Below are 20,447 nucleotides of genomic sequence, written 5' to 3' on the forward strand. Positions count from 1 at the left end.
TTATATTCTTTTTACTTGGGTTACACTCAGTACATTTCTGAGTTGTTTTAGTGTTTCTTCTAGTTGGCTTTTGTTTTTAACTTCTAGCGTGATGGTTCCTAAGAAAATACCGTCATTACTTTCGATAGAAATACTTTTCATATCAATATTCATGGCATTACTTATCACTTCAGTAATGTCATTAACCAATCCTTTTCTGTCGATTCCTTCGATTTGTATTCTCACTCTGCTGCTGTAACGTTGTTCATTAACCCATTTTGCAGGCATAACTCTATAATCGTAATTGGCTCTAAGGTTAATCGCATTAGGACAATTGTCATTATGAACTTTAATTCCGTCTGAAATCGTGATAAATCCAAAAATTTTATCCCCTGGAATTACGGTACAACATTTGGCAAAGCTATAATTCAGTTTTTCTTCATCTTTACCGAAAACGATTAAGTCTAAATCTGAGGTTGGACTTTCTTCGTGAGCAGTATTGATGTTGGATGATTTTCTAAATCTCTGGAAGAAATTTTTCAGAGCACTTTTAGAATCGGCATATTTTTTTAAATCTGTTGTATCATAAGTACCATCGTAGAATTTTAAAAATAAATCTTGAGAGGTTTTATGATTAAAAAATTTCTGAATATTATTCACTTCTTCCTCGGAAAAGTTAAGTTTTGCGTGTCTTAATTTTCTTTGGAAAATTTCTTTTCCTTCTGCAACTTGTCCGTTTTTTTCGGAGTTAAGCGCGGCTTTGATTCTAGATTTTGCTTTAGAAGTGATAACGATATCTAACCAATCTTGCTTTGGTTTTTGATTTTGAGAAGAAAGAATGTCTATTTGGTCACCGTTTTGCAAAACGTAAGAAATAGGAACCAGTTTTCCATTGATTTTTGCGCCTAAACATTTCATTCCCAAATCGGTGTGAACCGAAAACGCAAAATCCAGAGCTGTAGAACCCACTGGTAAAATTTTAATTTCTCCTTTTGGTGTGAAAACAAAAACTTCTTTGGAATAAAGGTTAAGTTTAATATTATCCAAAAGTTCAGTGGTAGAAAGGTTTTGTTGTTGTTCGATGACTTCTCTAATCTGAGAAACCCATTGTTCGAAGTTTCTATCGTCACTGTTTTGTTTGAAACCTTCTTTGTATTTATAATGGGCTGCAACACCTTTTTCAGCGATTTCGTCCATTCTTTCAGAACGAATTTGAACTTCAATCCATTTTTTGTCAGGACCTAAAACGGTCAAATGTAAACTTTCATAACCTGTAGAACGTGGATTGGTAATCCAGTCGCGCATTCTTTGTGGATTACTGTGGTATAAATCGGTAACGATGGAATAGATTTTCCAAGCGATGAATTTTTCGTTTTTAGCGTCTGATTTATAAATAATTCTAATTGCGTAATTGTCAAAAACCTCTTCAAAAGGTACGTTTTGCTTCAGCATTTTTCTATAAATAGAATTGATGGCTTTAGCTCTTCCTTTGATGGTAAAATTGAGATGCTCTTCTTTAAGTTGCTCCGAAACTTCTTTTTTGAACTCTTCTACATATTTCTCGCGATTATCTTTGGCAAGTTCTAATTTATTGGCAATGTCGTAATAAACATCTGGATTGTTGTATTTTAAAGATAAATCTTCAAGTTCTGATTTTATGTTATAAAGTCCTAATCTGTGAGCAAGAGGAGCGTAAATGTAAACCGTTTCTGAGGCGATTTTCTTTTGTTTATCATCTCTCATGCTTTCAAGAGTTCTCATATTGTGCAGTCTGTCTGCAATTTTGATGAGAATCACGCGGAAATCTTCGGAAAGCGTTAAAAGTAATTTTCTGTAATTTTCAGACTGAACCGAAATGTTTTGATGGTTCATTACCGAAATTTTAGTCAATCCGTTAACAATATTTGCTATTTTTTGACCAAAAATTTTCTTGATGTCTTCATAAGTATATTCAGAATCTTCAATCACGTCATGAAGCAATGCGCAAGCAATAGAAGTGGCTCCTAAACCGATTTCATTGGCAACAATTTTTGCCACTTCGATAGGGTGATAGATGTAAGGTTCGCCCGTTTTTCTTCTTTGGTCTTTGTGAGCGTCTAAAGCAATATCAAATGCTTTCCTGATGAGTTTATTCTGTTCTTCATCAAGAGTTCTGTACGTATTAGAGATTAAATCTTTATAGCGATACTGAATTTCTTTATTTTCTTTTTCTAAATCATAAACCATCTTTGAGCCTCTTTAATATTACGAAAATACAAAAAAAAGCTTTAAGATAAAAGCTTAACTGTAAATCCTAAAAAGAAAACCCGAAAATAAATTTCGGGCTTCGTATGAAAAATTAATTTGATATGAAGAATTATGTGTTTGAACTTACTTCAGAATTTATTCCTGTGCTCATTTCAGAATGAGAAGTTTTAATTTCTGGCATCGCGTAAATAAGCGCTTTTGCTTTTAGGGCAACTACTTTTTTAATGTAATCTAAATCTACTGCTTCTGCAAAATCTACTTCGGGTAATTCATAAGTGTTTACTACTTTGTTTTCTCTGAAAGCGTCTTTTGCTAATTGTAATTCAGTGTCATTATTAATCGCCACACTAGTTATCAAAGAATCTACAGCGGTAGCTTCTTGGTCTATGTCATCAGTGAATAGTTTGCTCCAAAAAGATTTTTCTACTGGTTTACTTTGGTTAAGGTAAACAATGTAATCAGAGTCTTTGAAACCTTTTTTTTCTAAACTTTCAGAAACTGCTTTTGCTTGGTCTTGGCTTCCGAAGAGCCCTACAATTGTGTATGACATAATTTTAAAAATTTTAGTCGGTTAATTATGATTTAAATATACGCTAAAAAAATGATAATAAAATGTTAAAAAATAAAAATTTAATATAAAATTGACAAAAATCATTTTTTATTTTATTAATTAAATAATTGTTTAATAAATTGACATTGCTAATAAATCATTTATTTCTTTGTTTTTTTAATTATTTAGGAGGAAGTAATCCATTTTATTTTCTTTATATTTGAAAAAACAATTATTCTTTATGAAGAAATTTTTTGCCTTTATAACGGTTTTTTGCTTGCAAATATTTTATTCACAGTCGGTTACACAGAATTTAGATAAAGCAGTTCAGTCACTTTTGGCGTCTTCTCCTATGTATTCTGGGAATCTTTCTTTTTATGTAGCAAATGAAAGCGGAAATTTTGTTTATGGATATCAAGGAAACAAAGGATTGTCTACCGCTTCTACCATGAAAATCTTTACAGCTGCAGCGGCTTTAGAGACTTTAGGAAAGAATTATCAATACAAAACTCAAATAGCCTTCGATAAAAATCTGTATATTTTTTCAAATGGAGATCCTACTTTGGGAAGTTGGCGATATGATGGTTATAAACCAGAACATTTTATTTCAAAAATCATAGAAACACTCAAGTCTAGAAATATCAAAGAAATTCCTGGAGATTTGGTTATAGATGATTCGTACTTTGATTTTCAAAAAATTCCTGGAGGATGGCCTTATAATGACATTGGGAATTATTACGGAGCTGGAGTTTGGGGCGTAAATTGGAGAGAAAACCAATTTGACATCAATACTTTTGGTAAAGATTTTAAAAATTTCAATATCAATTTAGAAGGTGTACATTTTGTGAATGATGCAAAAACAGAAGGAACTTCTGACAGAAGTATCATTTTTACGACTCCTTATAATGATGTGGCGCATGTAACGGGCACGCTTCCTGCAAAAAATATAACGATTTCTGGAGCTACACCTAATCCACCAAAACAATTGGCGCTAGAAATTGTGGCAGAATTAAATAAACAAAATATTGCTTTTAACGGAAAAATCATCATCAATTCTGAAAGATTAATTGAAGGTCAAAATCCTTTAGCATTTCCTAAAAATAAAGTGATTTTAGAATATTTGTCGCCTACTTTAGATAAAATGGTCTTTTGGTTTCTGAAAAAAAGCATCAATCTCTACGGGGAAACTTTTGTGAAAACTATGGCTAAAGAAAAAACAGGAAATTCATCTTTTGAAATTGGAATGAAATACCTTAAAAATTTCTGGAAACAACGTGGAATAGATGAGAGAATGATTAATTTTGTAGATGGAAGTGGATTGTCTCCGCAAAATTATGCTTCAACGAGAGCCGAAGTTTTAGCTTTGATTTGGGCAAAAAAACAACCTTGGTTTTCTGAATATTTTGAAGGATTTCCAGTGCAAGGAAATGGTATGAAAATGAAAAGCGGAAGTATAAAAGATTGCAGAGCTTTTGCAGGTTATCATACTTCTAAATCTGGTCAAAAATATGTTTTTGCAATTATTATGAATAATTATCAAGCCAATGATTTGAGTGATGCGCTGTATAAAGTTTTGAATCACTTGAAATAATTCTGAAAAATTAAATTTTAAATTATAAATTCTTGAGAAACAACTTTATTTCTAAGATAAACAACTGGTTTGTGTTTGTGCTATTAACGATAATAGTTGCAGGATTGGCTGTTTCTTCTAATTTCTTAATCAATCATCTTAGGAAAAAAGAAACCGACAGGATAAAATCGCTTGCTACTGCGGTAAAATATCTTCAAGACAATAATGTAGATTCTCGATTGAATGACTTGTCACTCAATGTTATCGACGAAAATAAAGACATTCCCATCATTATTACCGATAAAAATAGAAATCTGATTGAAAGTAAAAACATCGACGAAGAAATCTTAAACAATCCCGAAAAACTGAAACAGAAAATAGACGAAATGGATGATAAATATCCTCCATTTGAAATTCAGTTGCCCAATTTTAATAACCAATTCGTGTTTTACGACAACTCAGATTTACTCAATTATTTGCGTTATTATCCTTATGCATTAGGTTTGTTTATTGGCTTGTATCTTTTATTTTCTTTTTGGTTTTTGCGCACCATCAAAAAATCAGATGAATCCATGTTGTGGGCTGGTTTAGCTAAAGAAACTGCTCACCAAATCGGAACTCCGCTTTCTTCTATGATTGGTTGGGTAGAAGTGATGAAACTCGATGCCAATAGAAATGACGATGGTTTACGGGAAATCAATAAAGATATCAATCGTTTAAAAACCATTTCTGAGCGTTTTTCGAAAATTGGTTCGGTTCCAGAATTGAATGACTTGAATTTAAAGGAAACGGTTCAACAAAACTTTGATTATTTGAAATCTAGAATTTCCAGAAAAGTGAATTTTGAACTCAAAGTTCCCGCAAGAGAAATATTGATTCCTCACAATAGAATTTTGATGAGTTGGGTGATTGAAAACCTTGTGAAAAATGCGGTAGATGCGATGAGAGGAGAGGGAAAACTGGAAATTTCTCTTTATTCTAAAAATAATTACGTTTTAATAGATGTAAAAGATTCTGGCTCTGGAATGACCAATACGCAAATGAGAAGTGCTTTCAAGCCAGGTTATTCTACTAAAAAAAGAGGTTGGGGTCTCGGTTTGTCTTTGGCAAAACGTGTCATCAACGAATATCACAATGGTGACATCAAAATAGCAGAATCCGAAGTAGGAAAGGGAACTACTTTTAGAATTGTGCTGAAAGCGTAGAATTTTTGTTTCAAGTTTCGGGTTTCACGTTCCGAGTTTATTGTACTAATTTATAATTCCGTAGGAATTGAAGGTTTGTAGAAAATTTGCAAAAAGAAAATAAGTTCGGCTCCGTTAGGAGCCGAAGGTTTTAGAAATCATATCTAAAGGTAAAGAAATCATCTTTAAATTCATTAATAATTTTTAAATCAGTTTTCTTTTCATTAAGTATTTTTTCTATTTCTTCAGTTTTATGACTATAATGTCTCTTATTTAAAAATCCTACAGATTTAATTTTTTTATGTTTTATTATAGGATTTAAGTCACCGCTTTTAATATTGGTATTGACAAATCTAAAATCAATTAAATCTGGAAGGTTTTCTAAAAAATCAAGATTTTCTATTTCTCCGCAGTTATTTAATGAAAGTACTTTTAAATTTTTCAGTTCAATTAGCTCTGTTTTAAATGTAAATTTTTTTGATTGATTTACATGTAAAATTTGAAGACTATTTTTTAATTTAGAAATTCCAAAATCTGTTAACAATTTTGTGCAATAGTGTAAATCTAATCTTTTTATTGTTTGAATATTTTGAAATGTTTCAAAATTTTTTAAACTAGATGAATTTAATTCAAGATATTTAATGTTCTTATAATCTATTAAATCATTTAGATTTTTTTCTTTCATGTACCAAAAAATGAAATATTCGGAATTAAAAGGGTTATCATTGTTAGATAAAAGTTGATTTTTTTTATAATCCTTACTAAATAATAGATTATTTTCAATTTTATCAAACCAAATTGTATTGAATCTCCAATCCATGTCAAGTAGTTTTAAATCTTCACAAATTCCACAAAATAATTATCATTAAACTTCACCTCTTTTTTGTCTTTCAGTTTAATAGTTTGCCAATCTTTGGTTGGAGTTAGAGTTGTATTCTCTATTCTAATAGGCAAGTTGAAACCTTCTACAGTATTCGTCCATCTGTATTTTAACGTTTTTCCGTTTTGAGAAAATTCTAAAGTTGGAATTTGAGTAGTTCTTAAATATTGGTCAAAAACAGTGGAGAAATTTATTCCAGATTTTTCAGAAATATAATTTTCAATTTGCTGAGTAGTTACTGTTTGATGATAAAAATCTTTACCAATTCCTCTTAAAATTTGTCTGAATTTTTCATCATTATTTATCGCAGTTCTAATCGTGTGAAGCATGTTTGCACCTTTGTAATACATGTCACCACTTCCTTCGTTTCTTACACCGTATTTCCCGATAATAGGCTTGTCGTTTTCAATATTTTGTCTGATTCCTTTAATGTACAATTCTGCTTTTTCTATGTTCAAATAATTTTGAGTAAAAAGCGTTTCTGAGTAACAAGTAAAACCTTCATGAATCCACATGTCAGCTTGATCTTTTGCGGTGATGTTGTTCGCAAACCATTCGTGACCAGATTCATGAATAATGATGAAATCCCAATTTAATCCAACTCCAGTTCCAGATAAATCTCTACCAAGATAACCATTTAAATAATGATTTCCGTAAGCTACATTAGACTGATGTTCCATTCCTAAATAAGGCGTTTCTACCAATTTATAACCATCTTCATAGAAAGGATAAGCTCCAAACCAATATTCAAACGCTTGAAGCATGGGTTTTACCTGAGTAAATTGTTTTTTGGCTTTATCTAAATTGTAAGAAAGTACATAATAATCGCAATCAAGTTTACCTTTTTCGCCATCATAAATTTCAGAAAAATGTTCAAATTTCCCAATGGTAGGAACAATGCTGTAAAGATTGATAGGGTTTTTGACTTCCCAAGTGAAAACATTTTTGCCTTTTTCTACGGTTTGAGAGATTAATTTGCCGTTTCCAACTCCTATTAAATCTTTTGGCGTAATAATTTTCATTTCTATGCCTTCATCTGGCTCATCATTCCAAATGTCTTTTGAAGGTAACCAAAGGCTGGTTCCGTCTCCTTCTTGCGCTACAGAAATCCAAGGATTTCCTTGTTCATCTTTGGTGAAAACCCAACCACCATCCCAAGGTGCGTGTTTTGCGATTCTAGGATTCCCGAAATATTCTAAAATCATGTAATATCTTTCTCCTTTTTTGAAACTTTGTTGAGTTTCTATAAAAATGAAATCGTCTTCAGTTTTTACTTGGGTATAATTAAAATTTCCCATGAAATTTTTAGAATTCATAGGCTTTTGAAGGTCTAATTGAAACGTAGGGTTTTCTACATCTTTGGTAATTTCAAAGAAAATGGTGTTTTTCCCGCTGACTGATTGATCCTGAATATTAGGTTCTACACTGAGTTCATATTTTTTGACGTCCCAAAAATTTCTAAACGCCGTATCAGAACCTTTTAAAGTATCTTTTTTGGTGAAAGTTTGTGCAAAGCTGATTTGACTAAAAACTAAAAGAAATAAACCGATTTTTTTCATGAATAAAATATTTTCAATGTTTAAAAATAACAAAAACCACGCAAAATCGCGTGGTTTAGTGTATAAATTTATTAAATTTTTCTAGTGTCTAAGATCTAAATCTAACATACTATTTTCTTACAAAAGCAGCTACATCTTCTGCTGTTACAGGATTTCCGCCCAAAATGATTAAACGCTCTACTACGTTTCTCAGCTCACGAATGTTTCCTGTCCAAGAGAAATTTTGAAGTGCTTTTATCGCTTTATCATCAAATTTTCTAACTGCATTTCCTTGTTCATCTGCAATGATTTGAGCAAAATGTTCTACCAAAAGCGGAATGTCTTCCTTTCTAGCATCTAATGGTGGTACATAAATTTCTATCACAGAAAGTCTGTGATATAAATCTTCTCTGAATTTTCCGTCTTCTATTTCTTTTTGTAGATTTTTATTGGTTGCAGCAACCACTCTTACATCTACTTTTATTTCTTTGTCACTTCCTACTGGTGAAACTCTGCTTTCCTGAAGCGCACGAAGAACTTTGGCTTGTGCAACCAAACTCATGTCGCCAATTTCGTCAAGGAAAATAGTTCCTCCATTTGCTAATTCAAATTTACCTTGTTTGTCTTTTATAGCGCCTGTAAATGAACCTTTTACGTGACCGAAAAGCTCAGATTCTATTAATTCTGATGGAATTGCCGCACAGTTTACCTCAATCATTGGTCCTCTGCTTCTTTCACTTTGTGCATGAATAGAATGGGCTACCAGTTCTTTACCAGCACCATTTGGACCCGTAATGAGAACTCTTGCATCTGTAGCAGCTACTTTTTCAATCATATTTTGAATTTTAGAAAGCGCTTCAGAAGTACCAATCATTTGGTATTTTTTGTTGACTTTTTTCTTGAGTTGAGTATTCTCTTTTTGAAGAACTTTAGTGGTTTGAACCAAATTTTTACGGTCAAGAGCATTTCTTACGCTTGTAATCAATCTATTAATATCAATAGGTTTTGAAATAAAATCGTAAGCGCCATCTCTTAAAGAATTTACAGCAGTATCAATATCAGCATGGCCAGAAATCATGACAAAAGTAGTGTCTGGTTTTAATTGAAGTGCTTGTTTCAAAAGTTCTGTACCAGAAAGTTTTGGCATTTTTATATCTGAAATCACCAATGCAAAATCATCTTTTTCGATGAGTTTGTAGGCTTCTAAACCATCTTCTGCAACCAAAACTTCGTAATTGGTTAATTCATCTGATAAAATACTGTGCAGTACACCAGAAATTGCTTTTTCGTCTTCTACGATTAATACTTTTTGCATAAGGCAAATTTAACAAATAATATTGGAATTTAATTTTATAGAATTTTACATAAAGATTTCCAAATTTTATACCAAGATTAATAATTTCTCACTCCAAAAATGGCAGAACCTATTCTTACAGAAGTAGAACCACATTCTATTGCAAGTGCAAAATCGTCACTCATTCCCATAGAAAGTGTTTCGAGTTTTCTGAAGGTTGAAAGTTCATCGAATAGAGATTTTAGAACTAAAAACTCTGATTTAACTTGATTTTTGTTGTCTGTGAATGTTGCCATTCCCATCAAACCAAGAATTTCAATATTTGGGTATTGATGTTCTAAATAATTACTGAAAATTTCTTTGGCTTCAGCGATTTCAAGACCATATTTGGTTTCTTCTTCGGCGATTTTTACTTGAAGTAAAACTTTAATTTTTCTATTGTTTTTTACTGCTTCTTTGTTGATTTCTAATAATATTTTTTCAGAATCTACACTTTGTATGGTATCTATAAAAGGAGCAATATATTTTACTTTATTGGTTTGTAAATGACCAATTAAATGCCATTGAATATCAGCAGGAAGTTCGTTTACTTTGGTTAAAAGCTCTTGTACTTTATTTTCTCCGAAAACTTTTTGTCCGCAATCATAAACTTCTTGTATTTTTTCCACAGGATGAAATTTAGAAACAGCAACTAATTCTACGTTTGCTGGAATTTGGGCTTTTATTTTATGGTAATTTTCTTGAATAGACATGATTTTGAATTTCTTTTTCAAATTTATGAAGAAAATTTTGGTTTAGAAAATTATATATCGTAATATTACAATATGAAAATATAAAAATATGGGAATTTCTAAAACTGAGCATTTTACAGAAGAACAAAATGAAGTGGCAAAATTAATGAAAGCGCTTTCTCATCCTGCTAGAATTGCGATTGTAGAATATTTACTTTCTGTTGATACTTGTATTTGTAATGATATTGTAGACGAGATAAAATTGGCACAACCTACAGTTTCTCAACATCTTAAAGAACTGAAAAATGCAGGAATTATACAAGGGGAAATTGATGGAAAAGCGATTTGCTATTGTATTAATCCAGATACATTGAAGAAAATGGAGCATTTTATTTCTGAAATTTTCAGAAAAATAGAAAAACAGAAATCTTGTTGCTAATGTTCTTTTGATAACGAAAACGGAACTAGCCCTGATTGAGCGGTATGTTTGAGCTCTTTTTATTTTTTCAATGTGAGCGGAGTCGAAGAATCTAAAAATAAAAAAGCGAGTAGCGAAAGCAGGAAATAGCTTCAAAAAAAATATCTAAAATTTATCTTTAAAATTTAAAAAAATGAATTCTAACGAAGAAATCAAAGAAATGGTAAAGCAAAAATATGCAGAAATCGCTTTACAAAACCAAGATACTAACGCTTCATCTTGTTGTGGAAGCGGTGGTTGCAGTACAGAAGTGTACAATATAATGACGGATGATTATGATCATTTGGAAGGTTATAATCCTGATGCAGACCTAAAATTAGGTTGCGGTTTGCCAACAGAATTTGCCAAAATTAAAAAAGGCGATTACGTAGTAGATTTAGGAAGTGGAGCAGGAAATGATTGTTTCGTAGCGCGAGCAGAAACTGGCGAATCTGGAAAAGTGGTGGGAATAGATTTCACTCCTGAAATGATAGAAAAAGCTAGAAATAATGCAGATAAATTAGGTTTCAATAATGTAGAATTCCGTTTGGGAGACATTGAGAATATTCCTTTGATGAGCAATGTTGCCGATGTTGTGGTAAGCAATTGCGTGATGAATTTGGTTCCTAATAAACCAAAAGCTTTTGCAGAAGTTCAAAGAATTTTGAAACCAACTGGTCATTTTTCGATTTCTGATATTGTTTTGGTGGGAGATTTACCCGAAAAAATTAAAAATGCTGCAGAAATGTATGCTGGTTGTGTTGCTTCGGCAATTCAAATGGAAGATTATTTGAAAATTATCGAAAATTCTGGTTTCAAAAACATTACTTTACAGAAGAAAAAACCGATTATCGTTCCAGATGATATTCTAAAAAATTACCTGAACGAAGAAGAAATTCAGCAATATAAAGATTCTACCACCAGAATTTACAGCATCACTGTTTACGCAGAAAAAGTAGTGGGTTGTTGTACTCCAAATTCGGGTTGTTGTTAAATTATTTTTTTTAAATCCTTGAAGGATTGCTTACTTTAAACTATGGAAATAAATAAAAAGCAACATTGGGAAAATGTTTTCGCCACCAAAAAAGAAACAGAAGTAAGTTGGTATCAAGAGAAACCTGAAACTTCTCTACAATTTTTTGAAAGAAATAACATTCCAAAAACTGCCAAGATTTTAGAAATTGGTGGTGGAGATAGTTATTTGATTGATAATCTATTATTGCAAGATTATGAAAGTCTTACTTTACTTGATATTTCAGAAAATGCAATAGAAAGAATCAAGAAAAGACTAGGCGAAAAATCAGAAAAAGTACGTTTTGTAGTGTCTGATATTTTAGATTTTTCTTCAATAGAAAAGTTTGACGTGATACATGATAGAGCGAGTTTTCATTTTTTGACCAAAGATGAAGATATTCAGAAATATGCTACTTTGATGAATGATATTTTAAAAGAAAACGGACTGTATTTTGTGGGAACCTTTTCAGAATCAGGACCTCTAAAATGTAGCGGTTTAGAAATTACACAATACAGCAAAGAGAAGTTCTTGAAAATTTTCGGAAATGATTTTTCGCTGCTCCATAGTTTTGAAGAAGTTCATAAAACACCTTTTGAAACCACACAAAACTTTATTTTCTGCGAATTCCAAAAGAAAATGTAACTTTATGTAATGAAAAAGTCCAAATTCAAAATCCATAAAATGGATTGCCCTTCAGAAGAGCAAATCATCAGAATGAAGCTCCAGAATTTCAAATCGATTGAAGCTTTGGATTTTGATATTCCCAATCGGGAATTATTGGTTTTTCATCATGAAAATGAAGAAGAAATTTTCAAACAATTAGAAACACTAAATTTTGATACACAGCATATTTCTACAGAATTTACGCAAGAAAAACTCCAAGAACACAAAAATCAAACACAATTGCTTTGGAGTGTTTTAGGAATCAATTTTTTCTTTTTTTTGCTAGAAATTTTCTATGGTTTTTGGTCTAACTCTATGGGATTAGTTGCCGATAGTCTAGATATGTTGGCAGATAGTTTTGTGTATTTATTGGCTTTATTTGCAGTTGGAAAAGCCATTGAAAGAAAGAAAAATGTTGCCAAAATCAGCGGATATTTTCAGTTGATTTTGGCAATTTTAGGTTTAACAGAAGTTTTGCGAAGATTTTTTGTAAAAACAGAAGTTCCAGAATTTCAAATGATGATGCTTATTTCGTTTTTAGCATTATTAGGAAACGCAGCTTGTCTTTATCTTTTGCAAAAAAGTAAAAGCAAAGAAGCACATATTCAGGCGAGTGTAATCTTTACCAATAATGATGTGATGATCAATCTAGGAGTGATAATTGCTGGGGTTTTAGTCTATTTTACACATAGCAAAATGCCAGATTTAGCCATTGGAACTCTTATTTTTATCTTGGTGACGAGAGGCGCTTTTTCGATTTTAAAACTATCAAAATAAACACATGAACATAAAAATTAGAGAAATAATTTCTCAACTTTCCACGGAAAGGATTTCGGAGGAACGAAAAATAATCCTTCAACCTTTAATTGAATTTATCTCTTCTAAAATATCTAAAAATGAAGAAGTTAGATTAAATTTTATTTGTACTCATAATTCCAGAAGGAGCCATCTTTCACAGATTTGGGCACAAACAATGGCGAATTATTATCACATTGAAAATGTTTTTTGTTATTCTGGTGGAACAGAAGCGACAGCCATGTTCCCGAAAGTTGTAGAAACGCTTACAAATCAAGGTTTTGAAATTTTAAAATTATCAGAAACTGAAAATCCTGTTTATGCAGTAAAATTTGCCGAAAATGAACATGCGGTGATTTGTTTTTCTAAAAAATATAATGATGATTTTAACCCGAAATCAGCATTTGCCTCCATTCTCACGTGTGATTCTGCAGACGAAAATTGCCCGATTGTTTACGGTGCAGAAGCTAGAATTCCAATAAAGTACGAAGATCCTAAAAAATCTGATGGAACGCCTGAAATGAATGAAACATATTTCAACAGAAGTTTAGAAATTGCTACAGAAATGAAATTTGTCTTTGAAAATTTAAGAAAACCATAAAACAAACTCATAAAAATTAACATGAAACCCAAACTAAAATTTCTCGACAGATATTTAACATTATGGATTTTTTCAGCAATGATTTTTGGAGTTTTGCTCGGAAAATTTATTCCAGCAATTCCAGAAATCATCAATCAGTTTTCTAGTGGAACGACTAATATTCCATTAGCAATTGGTTTGATTTTGATGATGTTTCCACCTTTAGCTAAAGTAGATTATAGTCTTTTGCCTATGGCTTTTAAAGACCGTAAAACGATGGGAGTTTCTTTGTTGCTCAATTGGATTATTGGTCCGATTTTGATGTTCGTTTTGGCAATTATTTTCCTAAAAGACGAACCCAATTACATGGTTGGATTGATTTTGATTGGTTTAGCAAGATGTATTGCAATGGTGATTGTTTGGAATGATTTGGCTTCTGGAAATCGTGAATATGCCGCAATGTTAGTGGCGTTAAATAGCATTTTTCAAGTGTTTACGTACAGTTTTTACGCTTGGTTGTTTATTAATTTTTTACCTCAATATTTAGGTTTTGGAAATTTTGAAATTTCAGTTCCCATGAAAGATGTAGCAATAAGTGTTGCCATTTATTTGGGAATTCCTTTTGTTGCAGGTTTTTTGACAAGATATTTCTTGATTGCTCAAAAAGGAAAAGAGTGGTACAATAGAGTTTTCGTTCCGAAAATTTCGCCCATTACTTTGTATGCATTGTTGTTTACAATAGTGGTGATGTTCAGTTTAAAAGGCGATAAAATTGTAGAATTGCCTTTTGACGTGATTAAAATAGCGATTCCATTGGTGATTTATTTTGTTTTGATGTTTTTCACCAGTTTCTTTATCAATCGTAAATTAGGAATAGATTATGATAAAAACGCTTCGGTTTCTTTCACCGCTACTGGAAATAATTTTGAACTCGCGATTGCAGTTGCCATAGCCGTTTTTGGGATTCATTCTAAAGAAGCTTTTGCAGGAGTAATTGGACCACTCATAGAAGTTCCGGTGCTAATTTTATTGGTAAAAGCAAGTCTTTGGTTAAAGAAAAAATGGTATAAATAAAGCGAGAATAAATCTCGCTTTTTATTTTAATAATCGTTCTCTCAAAATCTTCATTCCTTCTGTAGCAGATGTTTTCAAGAAATTTTCGTGTTTGGTGAACTGGTTTTCTAAATGAGGATCAATTACATAAATTTCACAATTTTTTGGAACGTAATGAATCAATCCAGCAGCTGGATACACTTGCATAGAAGTTCCTATCACGATGAAAATATCCGCTTCTGAAGCAATTTCGGCAGCAATTTCCATTTCTGGAACCATTTCGCCAAACCAAACAATATGCGGACGAAGTTGGTTTCCAAATTCATCTATATCTCCCAAATTACAGTCATTTTCCCAATCATAAATTTTGGTTTCATCATTTACCGAACGTACTTTTTTAAGTTCACCATGAAGATGTAGCACTTTTGTAGAACCCGCTCTTTCGTGCAAATCATCTACATTTTGGGTGATGATATGTATATCAAAATATTGTTCTAATTCTGCAAGAATTTCGTGAGCGAGATTGGGTTTTACTTCTTTCAGTTGTCTTCGTCTCAAATTATAAAAATCTAAAACCAACTGAGGATTTCTGGCAAAACCTTCTGGCGAAGCTACATCTTCTATTCTGTGATTTTCCCAAAGTCCGTTAGAATCTCTAAACGTAGAAATTCCGCTTTCCGCAGAAATTCCTGCGCCAGATAAAACGACGAGTTTCTTTTTCATTAATTTATAGTTTTGCCACTAATACACGAATTTATGAAATATTTGTGCATTTGTTGCAATTTTAATTAAATTTTCAACTTCACATTATTCAATCTCAGAGAATTGGCAATCACCGAAACCGAAGAAAAACTCATAGCAGCAGCGGCAAACATTGGAGACAATAAAACGCCAAAAATAGGATAAAGCAAACCTGCAGCAATCGGAATTCCGAGGGTGTTGTATGCAAAAGCAAAAAACAAGTTTTCTTTTACATTTTTCATCATTTTTTCGCTCAAAATTTTAGATTTTGCAACACCAGAAATATCGCCTTTCAGTAAAGTAATTTCTGCAGAATTCATCGCGATATCGGTTCCTGTTCCCATGGCAATTCCTACATTAGCTTGTGCAAGAGCAGGAGCATCATTGATTCCATCGCCAGTCATGGCTACAATTTTTCCTTGAGTTTGGAGGTTTTTAACCTCGTTTATTTTGTCTTGAGGAAGACAATTCGCAAAATATTTTTTGATGCCCAAATTTTCTGCAACGTGTTTTGCAGTGGCTTCGTTGTCTCCCGTCATCATGATAACTTCAATGCCTTTATTTTTTAAAAATTGGATGGCAGATTTTGCATTTTCTTTGATTTTATCTTTAAAGCCAAAAACAGCAACAGCTTTTCCATCAATCGTTAAATATGAAACTGTATTTGCATCGTTTTCTAAAATTTGGGCTTTTTGAAGTAAATTTTCAGAAATTTCAAAGTTATTTTCTTTGAGATAATGAATATTTCCAAGGAACAATTTTTTACCATCAATTTCTCCTAAAATTCCTCTTCCTGAAATATTTTTGAAGTTTTTAACCTCTTTTAAATTGTCATTCTGAGCGGAAGCGAAGAATTTAGCTTTATCTAAAACAGCTTGTGAAAGTGGATGTTCAGAATTTTTATTGAGAGAAGCCGCAAATTGCATTGCTTCATTTTCCGGAATATTTTCTGTGAAAATTTGTGTCAAAGATGGCTTTCCTTCGGTTAAAGTTCCTGTTTTATCGGTGATAATTACGTTAACTTTTTCTAAATTTTCTAAAGCTTCTGCATTTTTAATCAAAATTCCGTTTCTCGCACCTTTTCCAATACCTACCATTACAGACATTGGCGTTGCCAAACCCAAAGTGCAAGGACAAGCCACAATGAGAACCGCCAAAGCATTAACCAAAGCAAAAATTGCCCGATTTTCTCCCCCGAAAAAGTACCAGAAAATGAAAGTTAATACTGAAATAGCAATCACAACGGGAACAAAAATTTTAGAAACTTTATCTGTGAGTTTTTGGATTGGCGCTTTGCTTCGACTTGCTGAGTTGACCATTTCAATAATTTGAGAAAGTAGCGTGTCTTTACCAATTTTCTCTGTTTTCATGAGGAAAACTTGGTTTCCGTTGATGGTTCCAGAAGTGACCTTGTCGCCTAATTTTTTTTCTGCAGGAATCGGTTCTCCAGTAATCATGCTTTCGTCAATGGTTGTGTTTCCTTCAATGATTTCGCCATCAACAGGGATTTTTTCTCCTGGTTTTACTTTAAGAATATCTCCAATCTTAACTTCTGAAATTGGAATATTTTTTTCTACATTATTCTGAATAAGATGTGCTTCTTTTGGCGAAAGATTCATCAACTCTTTAATCGCATTTCCTGTTTTTTGATGGGCTTTTGCTTCCAGCATTTGTCCAAAAATCACCAAAGTTAAAATCACAGCTACCGCTTCGAAATACAACGGAACTTCGTTATGGTTTTGCATGAATTCGTGAGGAATTAAACTCGGAAAAAATAATGCGAAAATGCTGTAAACGAAAGCTGCACTTGCTCCTAAACCAATTAATGAAAACATATTAAGATTCCAAGATTTAAAAGAAATCCAAGCTCTTTTGAATAAAAACCAACCTGTGAAAAACACAACTGGAAGCGTGAAAATCAATTGTAAAATCCCAGAAACTCTTGAACTAAAAGGAAACTCAAAAAACATTCCGCCCATTGATAAAATAAAAACGGGAAGCGTAAAAGCAACCGAAATCCAAAATTTCTTTTGCAGATTTTTATAGGTGTCATCTTCAGATTCATCGTCATTTCCTGTGATTTTTACCAAATCCATTCCGCAAACTGGGCAACCTACATTTTCGGGATAGGTTTTATCGCCTTCACAAAACATGGGACAATAATATTCACCCAATTTTTCTGAAAAAGTTTCCACATGATGTTCATGTTTAGTTTCGTGATGCTGCTGATGCATTCCTTTCTTGCGATTTTCTTCTTTTTCTTCAATCGGAACGCAGTACATATTGCAAACAGGGCAACGTTTTCCTTGCACGAAATAGACTTTATCGCCTTCACATTCCATCGGGCAATAATAAACCGAACTTGGCGAAACTCTATCTTGAGGTGGAATAAATTCTGTAGATTTTGGTTTTTCTGGGTCTTCTAAAACGTAGTTTCCTGCATTTTTGAGTTCAGAATTAAGTTTTTCTAAGTCAATTTCTTGTTCAGAAGATATTTCAACAAAATTTCCTGCGAGATTTACATCTGCTTTTATTCCTTCTAAATCATTTAAAGTAGAAGAAATTTTTTTCTGACAACCTTCGCAAGACATTCCTAGAACATTATATTTTTTGGTATTCATCTTTCTTAATTTTGATACAAATTTCAAAATTAATCAAATAAAAACCATTATCAAATCTTGGTAGAATGTTATGAAATTTAGATTTTAGTTTTTAACGCAAAGTCGCAAAGATTTTTTAATAAATTACTGCTTTTAAGTTCGCAAAGGCATTTTACTTCGTGGAAGTTTCTATTTTATTTCGCAAATTTATAAAGTAAAAACCTGATGTGCATTTGTAAAAAGAATTTAAATAATTGATTATCAATTAAAACGCAAGGGCGCAAAATTAAATTATTGGTCTTAAGCTAAATTAAGGTGCAAGAAAATCAAAGATTTTCATTTTTAACAAAGTTAAAAATTTGCGTCTTAAGAGCGTAAAGTTTTAAATATCAATAATTTGCGACTTTGTGTTAAAATATTCTCAAAATGTACAACAGGTAGTAAAAATAAATAGTGAACTAAATAAAATCAATCGGAAGTCTCTTTTTTTCTTTGAGTTCTTGAAATTGTGATGGCGAAAATCCTGTGATTTTTTTGAATTGTTGAGAAAGATGTTGAACCGTTTTATAACCTAATTTATCGGCAATCTGAGAAAGGGTAAGTTCGCGATATATCAAAAGTTCCTTTACTTTTTCAATTTTTTGAAGGATAAAATATTGTTCTAAAGTGATGTTTTCTGTTTGTGAAAAAACCTTAGAAATACTGCTGTATTCTTTGTTGAGTTGCTCGGAAAGGTATTTAGAAAGCAAGAAATCTTCATTAATATCAAGATTCTGAACTTTTTCTAAAATAAGTTTTTTGATGGTTTCGATTTGTTTCTGTGAAGCATCTTCTAGAATTTCAAAACCAATTTTTTTTAGATTTTCGTTGAGTTTTTCAAACTGATTTTTTGAAATTTCTGTAGAAATATCCACCCAACCCAAATTGACCGAAACGAAATCAATTTCAGAATTTCGGAAAACATCTTCTACCGCAGTAATACAGCGGTTACAAACCATATTTTTAATAAAAATTTGCATTTATCCTTTGCCTAATCGGTCTTCCACATATTCCACTTCGGTTTTTCCGTGGGGTTGTGGATTTCCATTTTCATCCAAAGATACAAAAACAATTTTGTCAATAGTAATAATAGTTTGGTGTGTCATTTTGTTTCTTACCTCGCAGCTAAGCGTAATAGAAGTTCTCCCGAAATTGATTACTTCAATCCCGATTTCTATAATATCTCCTTGTTTTGCAGAATTTACGAAATTAATCTCGGAAATATATTTGGTAACGGTTTTGGGATTTTCTAATTGAATAATAGAGTAGAGTGCAGCCTCTTCGTCTATCCATTGTAGTAATTTGCCTCCAAAAAGAGTATGGTTGGCGTTTAAGTCTTCTGGTTTAATCCATTTTCTAGTGTGATAATTCATCTTCATTAATTTTCAAAGCACAAAATTATGCTATAAATATGAACTGAGTGTGAATTTAAAATACTTTCTTTTCATTAATTGTATTGAGGGAAACTATAATTGTATAGATGTGAAGGTTCTGTTTTTACAAATAATTGCTTAAAAATTGACGAGATAATTTTAACTTTGATAAAAATTAAAATTATGGATTTTTCTAAAATTATTGTAGGGGTAATGCGATGGGGAATTTGGGGCGCTAATCATTCTGAATCTGGGGTTCAAAAACTAATTGAAACATCATTAGAAGAAGATTTATATACTTTTGACCATGCAGATATTTATGGAGGTTATACCACCGAAGAATTGTTTGGGAATGCTTTTTCGGAAATGAAAATTGACAGAGAAAAAATTCAGTTGATTACCAAATGTGGAATTTGTATGCCTTGTGAAAAGAAGAACTTTCCGTTGAAATACTATAATTATTCTAAAGAATATATTCTAAATCAGGTAGATGAGAGTTTGAAAAATCTAAAAACTGATTATATAGATTTGCTATTATTACACAGACCGTCTCCACTCATGAATCCTGAAGAAATAGCTGCTGCATTCGGAATTTTGAGAAGTTCTGGAAAAGTAAGAGATTTCGGGGTGAGTAATTTTTCTGTGACTCAGTTTGATTTAATTTCTAAATATTTTCCGCAATTGGTGACTAATCAAGTAGAAATTTCTTTGACGGAAACCAAAGCTTTTTATGATGGAACGATTGACCAAATGATGATGAAAAAGTTGCAACCTATGGCTTGGAGTGTGATGGGAAGTTATTTTGCGGAAGATTCTGAAAGAACAGCGAGAATAAAATCTGTTTTGGGTGATTTGTCTAAAAAATATAATGCAGACGAAGCACAACTATTGGTGGCGTTTCTTCTAAAACATCCTGCTAAAATTTTACCGATTATAGGAACATCTAAAGCGGAAAGCATAAAATCTCTTAGAAAATCTCTGGATATAAATTTAACAATAGAAGATTGGTTTAGCCTTTTAGAAGCCAGTTTGGGGCATAAAGTGCCTTAGAATTAGGTAGAGGTAAAGGTAAATGTAAAGGTTGAGTAGTTTTTTTGAGGTTGAGTGGTGTTTTATAACGTGAGTTTGCGTGAGTGCGAAGCGATTTGTCTGAGCTCT

General features: G+C 32.0%; 19 protein-coding genes. 9 read left to right on the top strand and 10 right to left on the bottom strand.

Annotated features, from left to right (window positions below):
* Complete coding sequence (locus EB819_RS04280) at window positions 1-2,205, bottom strand: RelA/SpoT family protein (RefSeq protein WP_069798338.1); 2,205 nt, start codon at window positions 2,203-2,205, stop codon at window positions 1-3.
* 130 nt (window positions 2,206-2,335) lie between these two features.
* Window positions 2,336-2,776, bottom strand: a complete 441-nt coding sequence (locus EB819_RS04285) for a hypothetical protein (protein WP_069798340.1) — start codon at window positions 2,774-2,776, stop codon at window positions 2,336-2,338.
* Window positions 2,777-3,017: 241 nt separating this feature from the next.
* Between EB819_RS04285 and dacB the strand changes: the two genes are divergently transcribed.
* Together dacB and EB819_RS04295 are read left to right on the top strand one after the other, a co-directional pair.
* The gene (dacB, locus tag EB819_RS04290) at window positions 3,018-4,367 is read left to right on the top strand and encodes a D-alanyl-D-alanine carboxypeptidase/D-alanyl-D-alanine endopeptidase (protein WP_069798342.1); all 1,350 of its coding nucleotides are present in this window, start codon (window positions 3,018-3,020) and stop codon (window positions 4,365-4,367) included.
* Window positions 4,368-4,399: 32 nt separating this feature from the next.
* The gene (locus tag EB819_RS04295) at window positions 4,400-5,551 is read left to right on the top strand and encodes a sensor histidine kinase (protein ID WP_069798344.1); all 1,152 of its coding nucleotides are present in this window, start codon (window positions 4,400-4,402) and stop codon (window positions 5,549-5,551) included.
* A gap of 130 nt (window positions 5,552-5,681) precedes the next feature.
* Here the strand turns inward: EB819_RS04295 and EB819_RS04300 are convergent, their stop codons facing one another.
* From EB819_RS04300 to EB819_RS04315, 4 genes are all read right to left on the bottom strand, one after another.
* Window positions 5,682-6,350 carry a hypothetical protein gene (locus tag EB819_RS04300; RefSeq protein WP_069798346.1) on the bottom strand — a complete coding sequence of 223 codons (669 nt, stop codon included), beginning with the start codon at window positions 6,348-6,350 and terminating at the stop codon, window positions 5,682-5,684.
* An 11-nt stretch (window positions 6,351-6,361) separates the two neighbouring features.
* Window positions 6,362-7,969, bottom strand: a complete 1,608-nt coding sequence (locus EB819_RS04305) for a M1 family metallopeptidase (RefSeq protein ID WP_069798508.1) — start codon at window positions 7,967-7,969, stop codon at window positions 6,362-6,364.
* 109 nt (window positions 7,970-8,078) lie between these two features.
* Window positions 8,079-9,263 (bottom strand): sigma-54-dependent transcriptional regulator, encoded by a 1,185-nt coding sequence (locus tag EB819_RS04310; RefSeq protein ID WP_069798348.1) that lies wholly within the window; start codon window positions 9,261-9,263, stop codon window positions 8,079-8,081.
* A 77-nt stretch (window positions 9,264-9,340) separates the two neighbouring features.
* Window positions 9,341-9,994 (bottom strand): YggS family pyridoxal phosphate-dependent enzyme, encoded by a 654-nt coding sequence (locus EB819_RS04315; RefSeq protein ID WP_069798350.1) that lies wholly within the window; start codon window positions 9,992-9,994, stop codon window positions 9,341-9,343.
* Window positions 9,995-10,082: 88 nt separating this feature from the next.
* Here EB819_RS04315 and EB819_RS04320 point away from each other — a divergent pair, with 88 nt between their 5' ends.
* The 6 genes from EB819_RS04320 to arsB all read left to right on the top strand — a co-directional run bounded on the left by EB819_RS04320 (window position 10,083) and on the right by arsB (window position 14,557).
* Complete coding sequence (locus tag EB819_RS04320; RefSeq protein ID WP_069798352.1) at window positions 10,083-10,412, top strand: ArsR/SmtB family transcription factor; 330 nt, start codon at window positions 10,083-10,085, stop codon at window positions 10,410-10,412.
* A 172-nt stretch (window positions 10,413-10,584) separates the two neighbouring features.
* The gene (locus tag EB819_RS04325; protein ID WP_069798354.1) at window positions 10,585-11,424 is read left to right on the top strand and encodes an arsenite methyltransferase; all 840 of its coding nucleotides are present in this window, start codon (window positions 10,585-10,587) and stop codon (window positions 11,422-11,424) included.
* A 42-nt stretch (window positions 11,425-11,466) separates the two neighbouring features.
* Window positions 11,467-12,087 carry a class I SAM-dependent methyltransferase gene (locus EB819_RS04330; protein ID WP_069798356.1) on the top strand — a complete coding sequence of 207 codons (621 nt, stop codon included), beginning with the start codon at window positions 11,467-11,469 and terminating at the stop codon, window positions 12,085-12,087.
* Window positions 12,088-12,096: 9 nt separating this feature from the next.
* Window positions 12,097-12,885 carry a cation efflux transmembrane domain-containing protein gene (locus tag EB819_RS04335; RefSeq protein ID WP_069798358.1) on the top strand — a complete coding sequence of 263 codons (789 nt, stop codon included), beginning with the start codon at window positions 12,097-12,099 and terminating at the stop codon, window positions 12,883-12,885.
* 196 nt (window positions 12,886-13,081) lie between these two features.
* Window positions 13,082-13,504, top strand: coding sequence for a low molecular weight phosphatase family protein (locus EB819_RS04340; RefSeq protein ID WP_317126171.1), 423 nt, complete (start codon window positions 13,082-13,084; stop codon window positions 13,502-13,504).
* Window positions 13,505-13,525: 21 nt separating this feature from the next.
* Window positions 13,526-14,557, top strand: coding sequence for an ACR3 family arsenite efflux transporter (gene arsB, locus EB819_RS04345; protein WP_069798362.1), 1,032 nt, complete (start codon window positions 13,526-13,528; stop codon window positions 14,555-14,557).
* A gap of 21 nt (window positions 14,558-14,578) precedes the next feature.
* Here the strand turns inward: arsB and EB819_RS04350 are convergent, their stop codons facing one another.
* The 4 genes from EB819_RS04350 to EB819_RS04365 form a co-directional block, all read right to left on the bottom strand.
* Window positions 14,579-15,259 (bottom strand): SIR2 family NAD-dependent protein deacylase, encoded by a 681-nt coding sequence (locus EB819_RS04350; RefSeq protein ID WP_069798363.1) that lies wholly within the window; start codon window positions 15,257-15,259, stop codon window positions 14,579-14,581.
* A gap of 65 nt (window positions 15,260-15,324) precedes the next feature.
* Window positions 15,325-17,898, bottom strand: coding sequence for a heavy metal translocating P-type ATPase (locus tag EB819_RS04355; RefSeq protein ID WP_069798366.1), 2,574 nt, complete (start codon window positions 17,896-17,898; stop codon window positions 15,325-15,327).
* A 437-nt stretch (window positions 17,899-18,335) separates the two neighbouring features.
* Window positions 18,336-18,896, bottom strand: a complete 561-nt coding sequence (locus EB819_RS04360; protein WP_069798368.1) for a helix-turn-helix domain-containing protein — start codon at window positions 18,894-18,896, stop codon at window positions 18,336-18,338.
* On the bottom strand, window positions 18,897-19,289 hold the full coding sequence (locus EB819_RS04365) for an acyl-CoA thioesterase (protein ID WP_069798370.1): 393 nt from the start codon (window positions 19,287-19,289) through the stop codon (window positions 18,897-18,899).
* A 183-nt stretch (window positions 19,290-19,472) separates the two neighbouring features.
* Between EB819_RS04365 and EB819_RS04370 the strand changes: the two genes are divergently transcribed.
* Complete coding sequence (locus tag EB819_RS04370; protein WP_069798371.1) at window positions 19,473-20,339, top strand: aldo/keto reductase; 867 nt, start codon at window positions 19,473-19,475, stop codon at window positions 20,337-20,339.
* Window positions 20,340-20,447 lie beyond the last annotated feature (108 nt).

The organism is Cloacibacterium normanense (genome assembly GCF_003860565.1).
Classification (GTDB): domain Bacteria; phylum Bacteroidota; class Bacteroidia; order Flavobacteriales; family Weeksellaceae; genus Cloacibacterium; species Cloacibacterium normanense.

What these genes read in the sequence shown, in the direction of transcription:
- EB819_RS04280 (WP_069798338.1), bottom strand. Translation starts at nt 2,205, where the DNA reads ATGGTTTATGATTTAGAAAAAGAAAATAAAGAAATTCAGTATCGCTAT.
- EB819_RS04285 (WP_069798340.1), bottom strand. Translation starts at nt 2,776, where the DNA reads ATGTCATACACAATTGTAGGGCTCTTCGGAAGCCAAGACCAAGCAAAA.
- dacB (WP_069798342.1), top strand. Translation starts at nt 3,018, where the DNA reads ATGAAGAAATTTTTTGCCTTTATAACGGTTTTTTGCTTGCAAATATTT.
- EB819_RS04300 (WP_069798346.1), bottom strand. Translation starts at nt 6,350, where the DNA reads ATGGATTGGAGATTCAATACAATTTGGTTTGATAAAATTGAAAATAAT.
- EB819_RS04305 (WP_069798508.1), bottom strand. Translation starts at nt 7,969, where the DNA reads ATGAAAAAAATCGGTTTATTTCTTTTAGTTTTTAGTCAAATCAGCTTT.
- EB819_RS04310 (WP_069798348.1), bottom strand. Translation starts at nt 9,263, where the DNA reads ATGCAAAAAGTATTAATCGTAGAAGACGAAAAAGCAATTTCTGGTGTA.
- EB819_RS04315 (WP_069798350.1), bottom strand. Translation starts at nt 9,994, where the DNA reads ATGTCTATTCAAGAAAATTACCATAAAATAAAAGCCCAAATTCCAGCA.
- EB819_RS04320 (WP_069798352.1), top strand. Translation starts at nt 10,083, where the DNA reads ATGGGAATTTCTAAAACTGAGCATTTTACAGAAGAACAAAATGAAGTG.
- EB819_RS04325 (WP_069798354.1), top strand. Translation starts at nt 10,585, where the DNA reads ATGAATTCTAACGAAGAAATCAAAGAAATGGTAAAGCAAAAATATGCA.
- EB819_RS04330 (WP_069798356.1), top strand. Translation starts at nt 11,467, where the DNA reads ATGGAAATAAATAAAAAGCAACATTGGGAAAATGTTTTCGCCACCAAA.
- EB819_RS04335 (WP_069798358.1), top strand. Translation starts at nt 12,097, where the DNA reads ATGAAAAAGTCCAAATTCAAAATCCATAAAATGGATTGCCCTTCAGAA.
- EB819_RS04340 (WP_317126171.1), top strand. Translation starts at nt 13,082, where the DNA reads ATGGCGAATTATTATCACATTGAAAATGTTTTTTGTTATTCTGGTGGA.
- arsB (WP_069798362.1), top strand. Translation starts at nt 13,526, where the DNA reads ATGAAACCCAAACTAAAATTTCTCGACAGATATTTAACATTATGGATT.
- EB819_RS04350 (WP_069798363.1), bottom strand. Translation starts at nt 15,259, where the DNA reads ATGAAAAAGAAACTCGTCGTTTTATCTGGCGCAGGAATTTCTGCGGAA.
- EB819_RS04355 (WP_069798366.1), bottom strand. Translation starts at nt 17,898, where the DNA reads ATGAATACCAAAAAATATAATGTTCTAGGAATGTCTTGCGAAGGTTGT.
- EB819_RS04360 (WP_069798368.1), bottom strand. Translation starts at nt 18,896, where the DNA reads ATGCAAATTTTTATTAAAAATATGGTTTGTAACCGCTGTATTACTGCG.
- EB819_RS04365 (WP_069798370.1), bottom strand. Translation starts at nt 19,289, where the DNA reads ATGAATTATCACACTAGAAAATGGATTAAACCAGAAGACTTAAACGCC.
- EB819_RS04370 (WP_069798371.1), top strand. Translation starts at nt 19,473, where the DNA reads ATGGATTTTTCTAAAATTATTGTAGGGGTAATGCGATGGGGAATTTGG.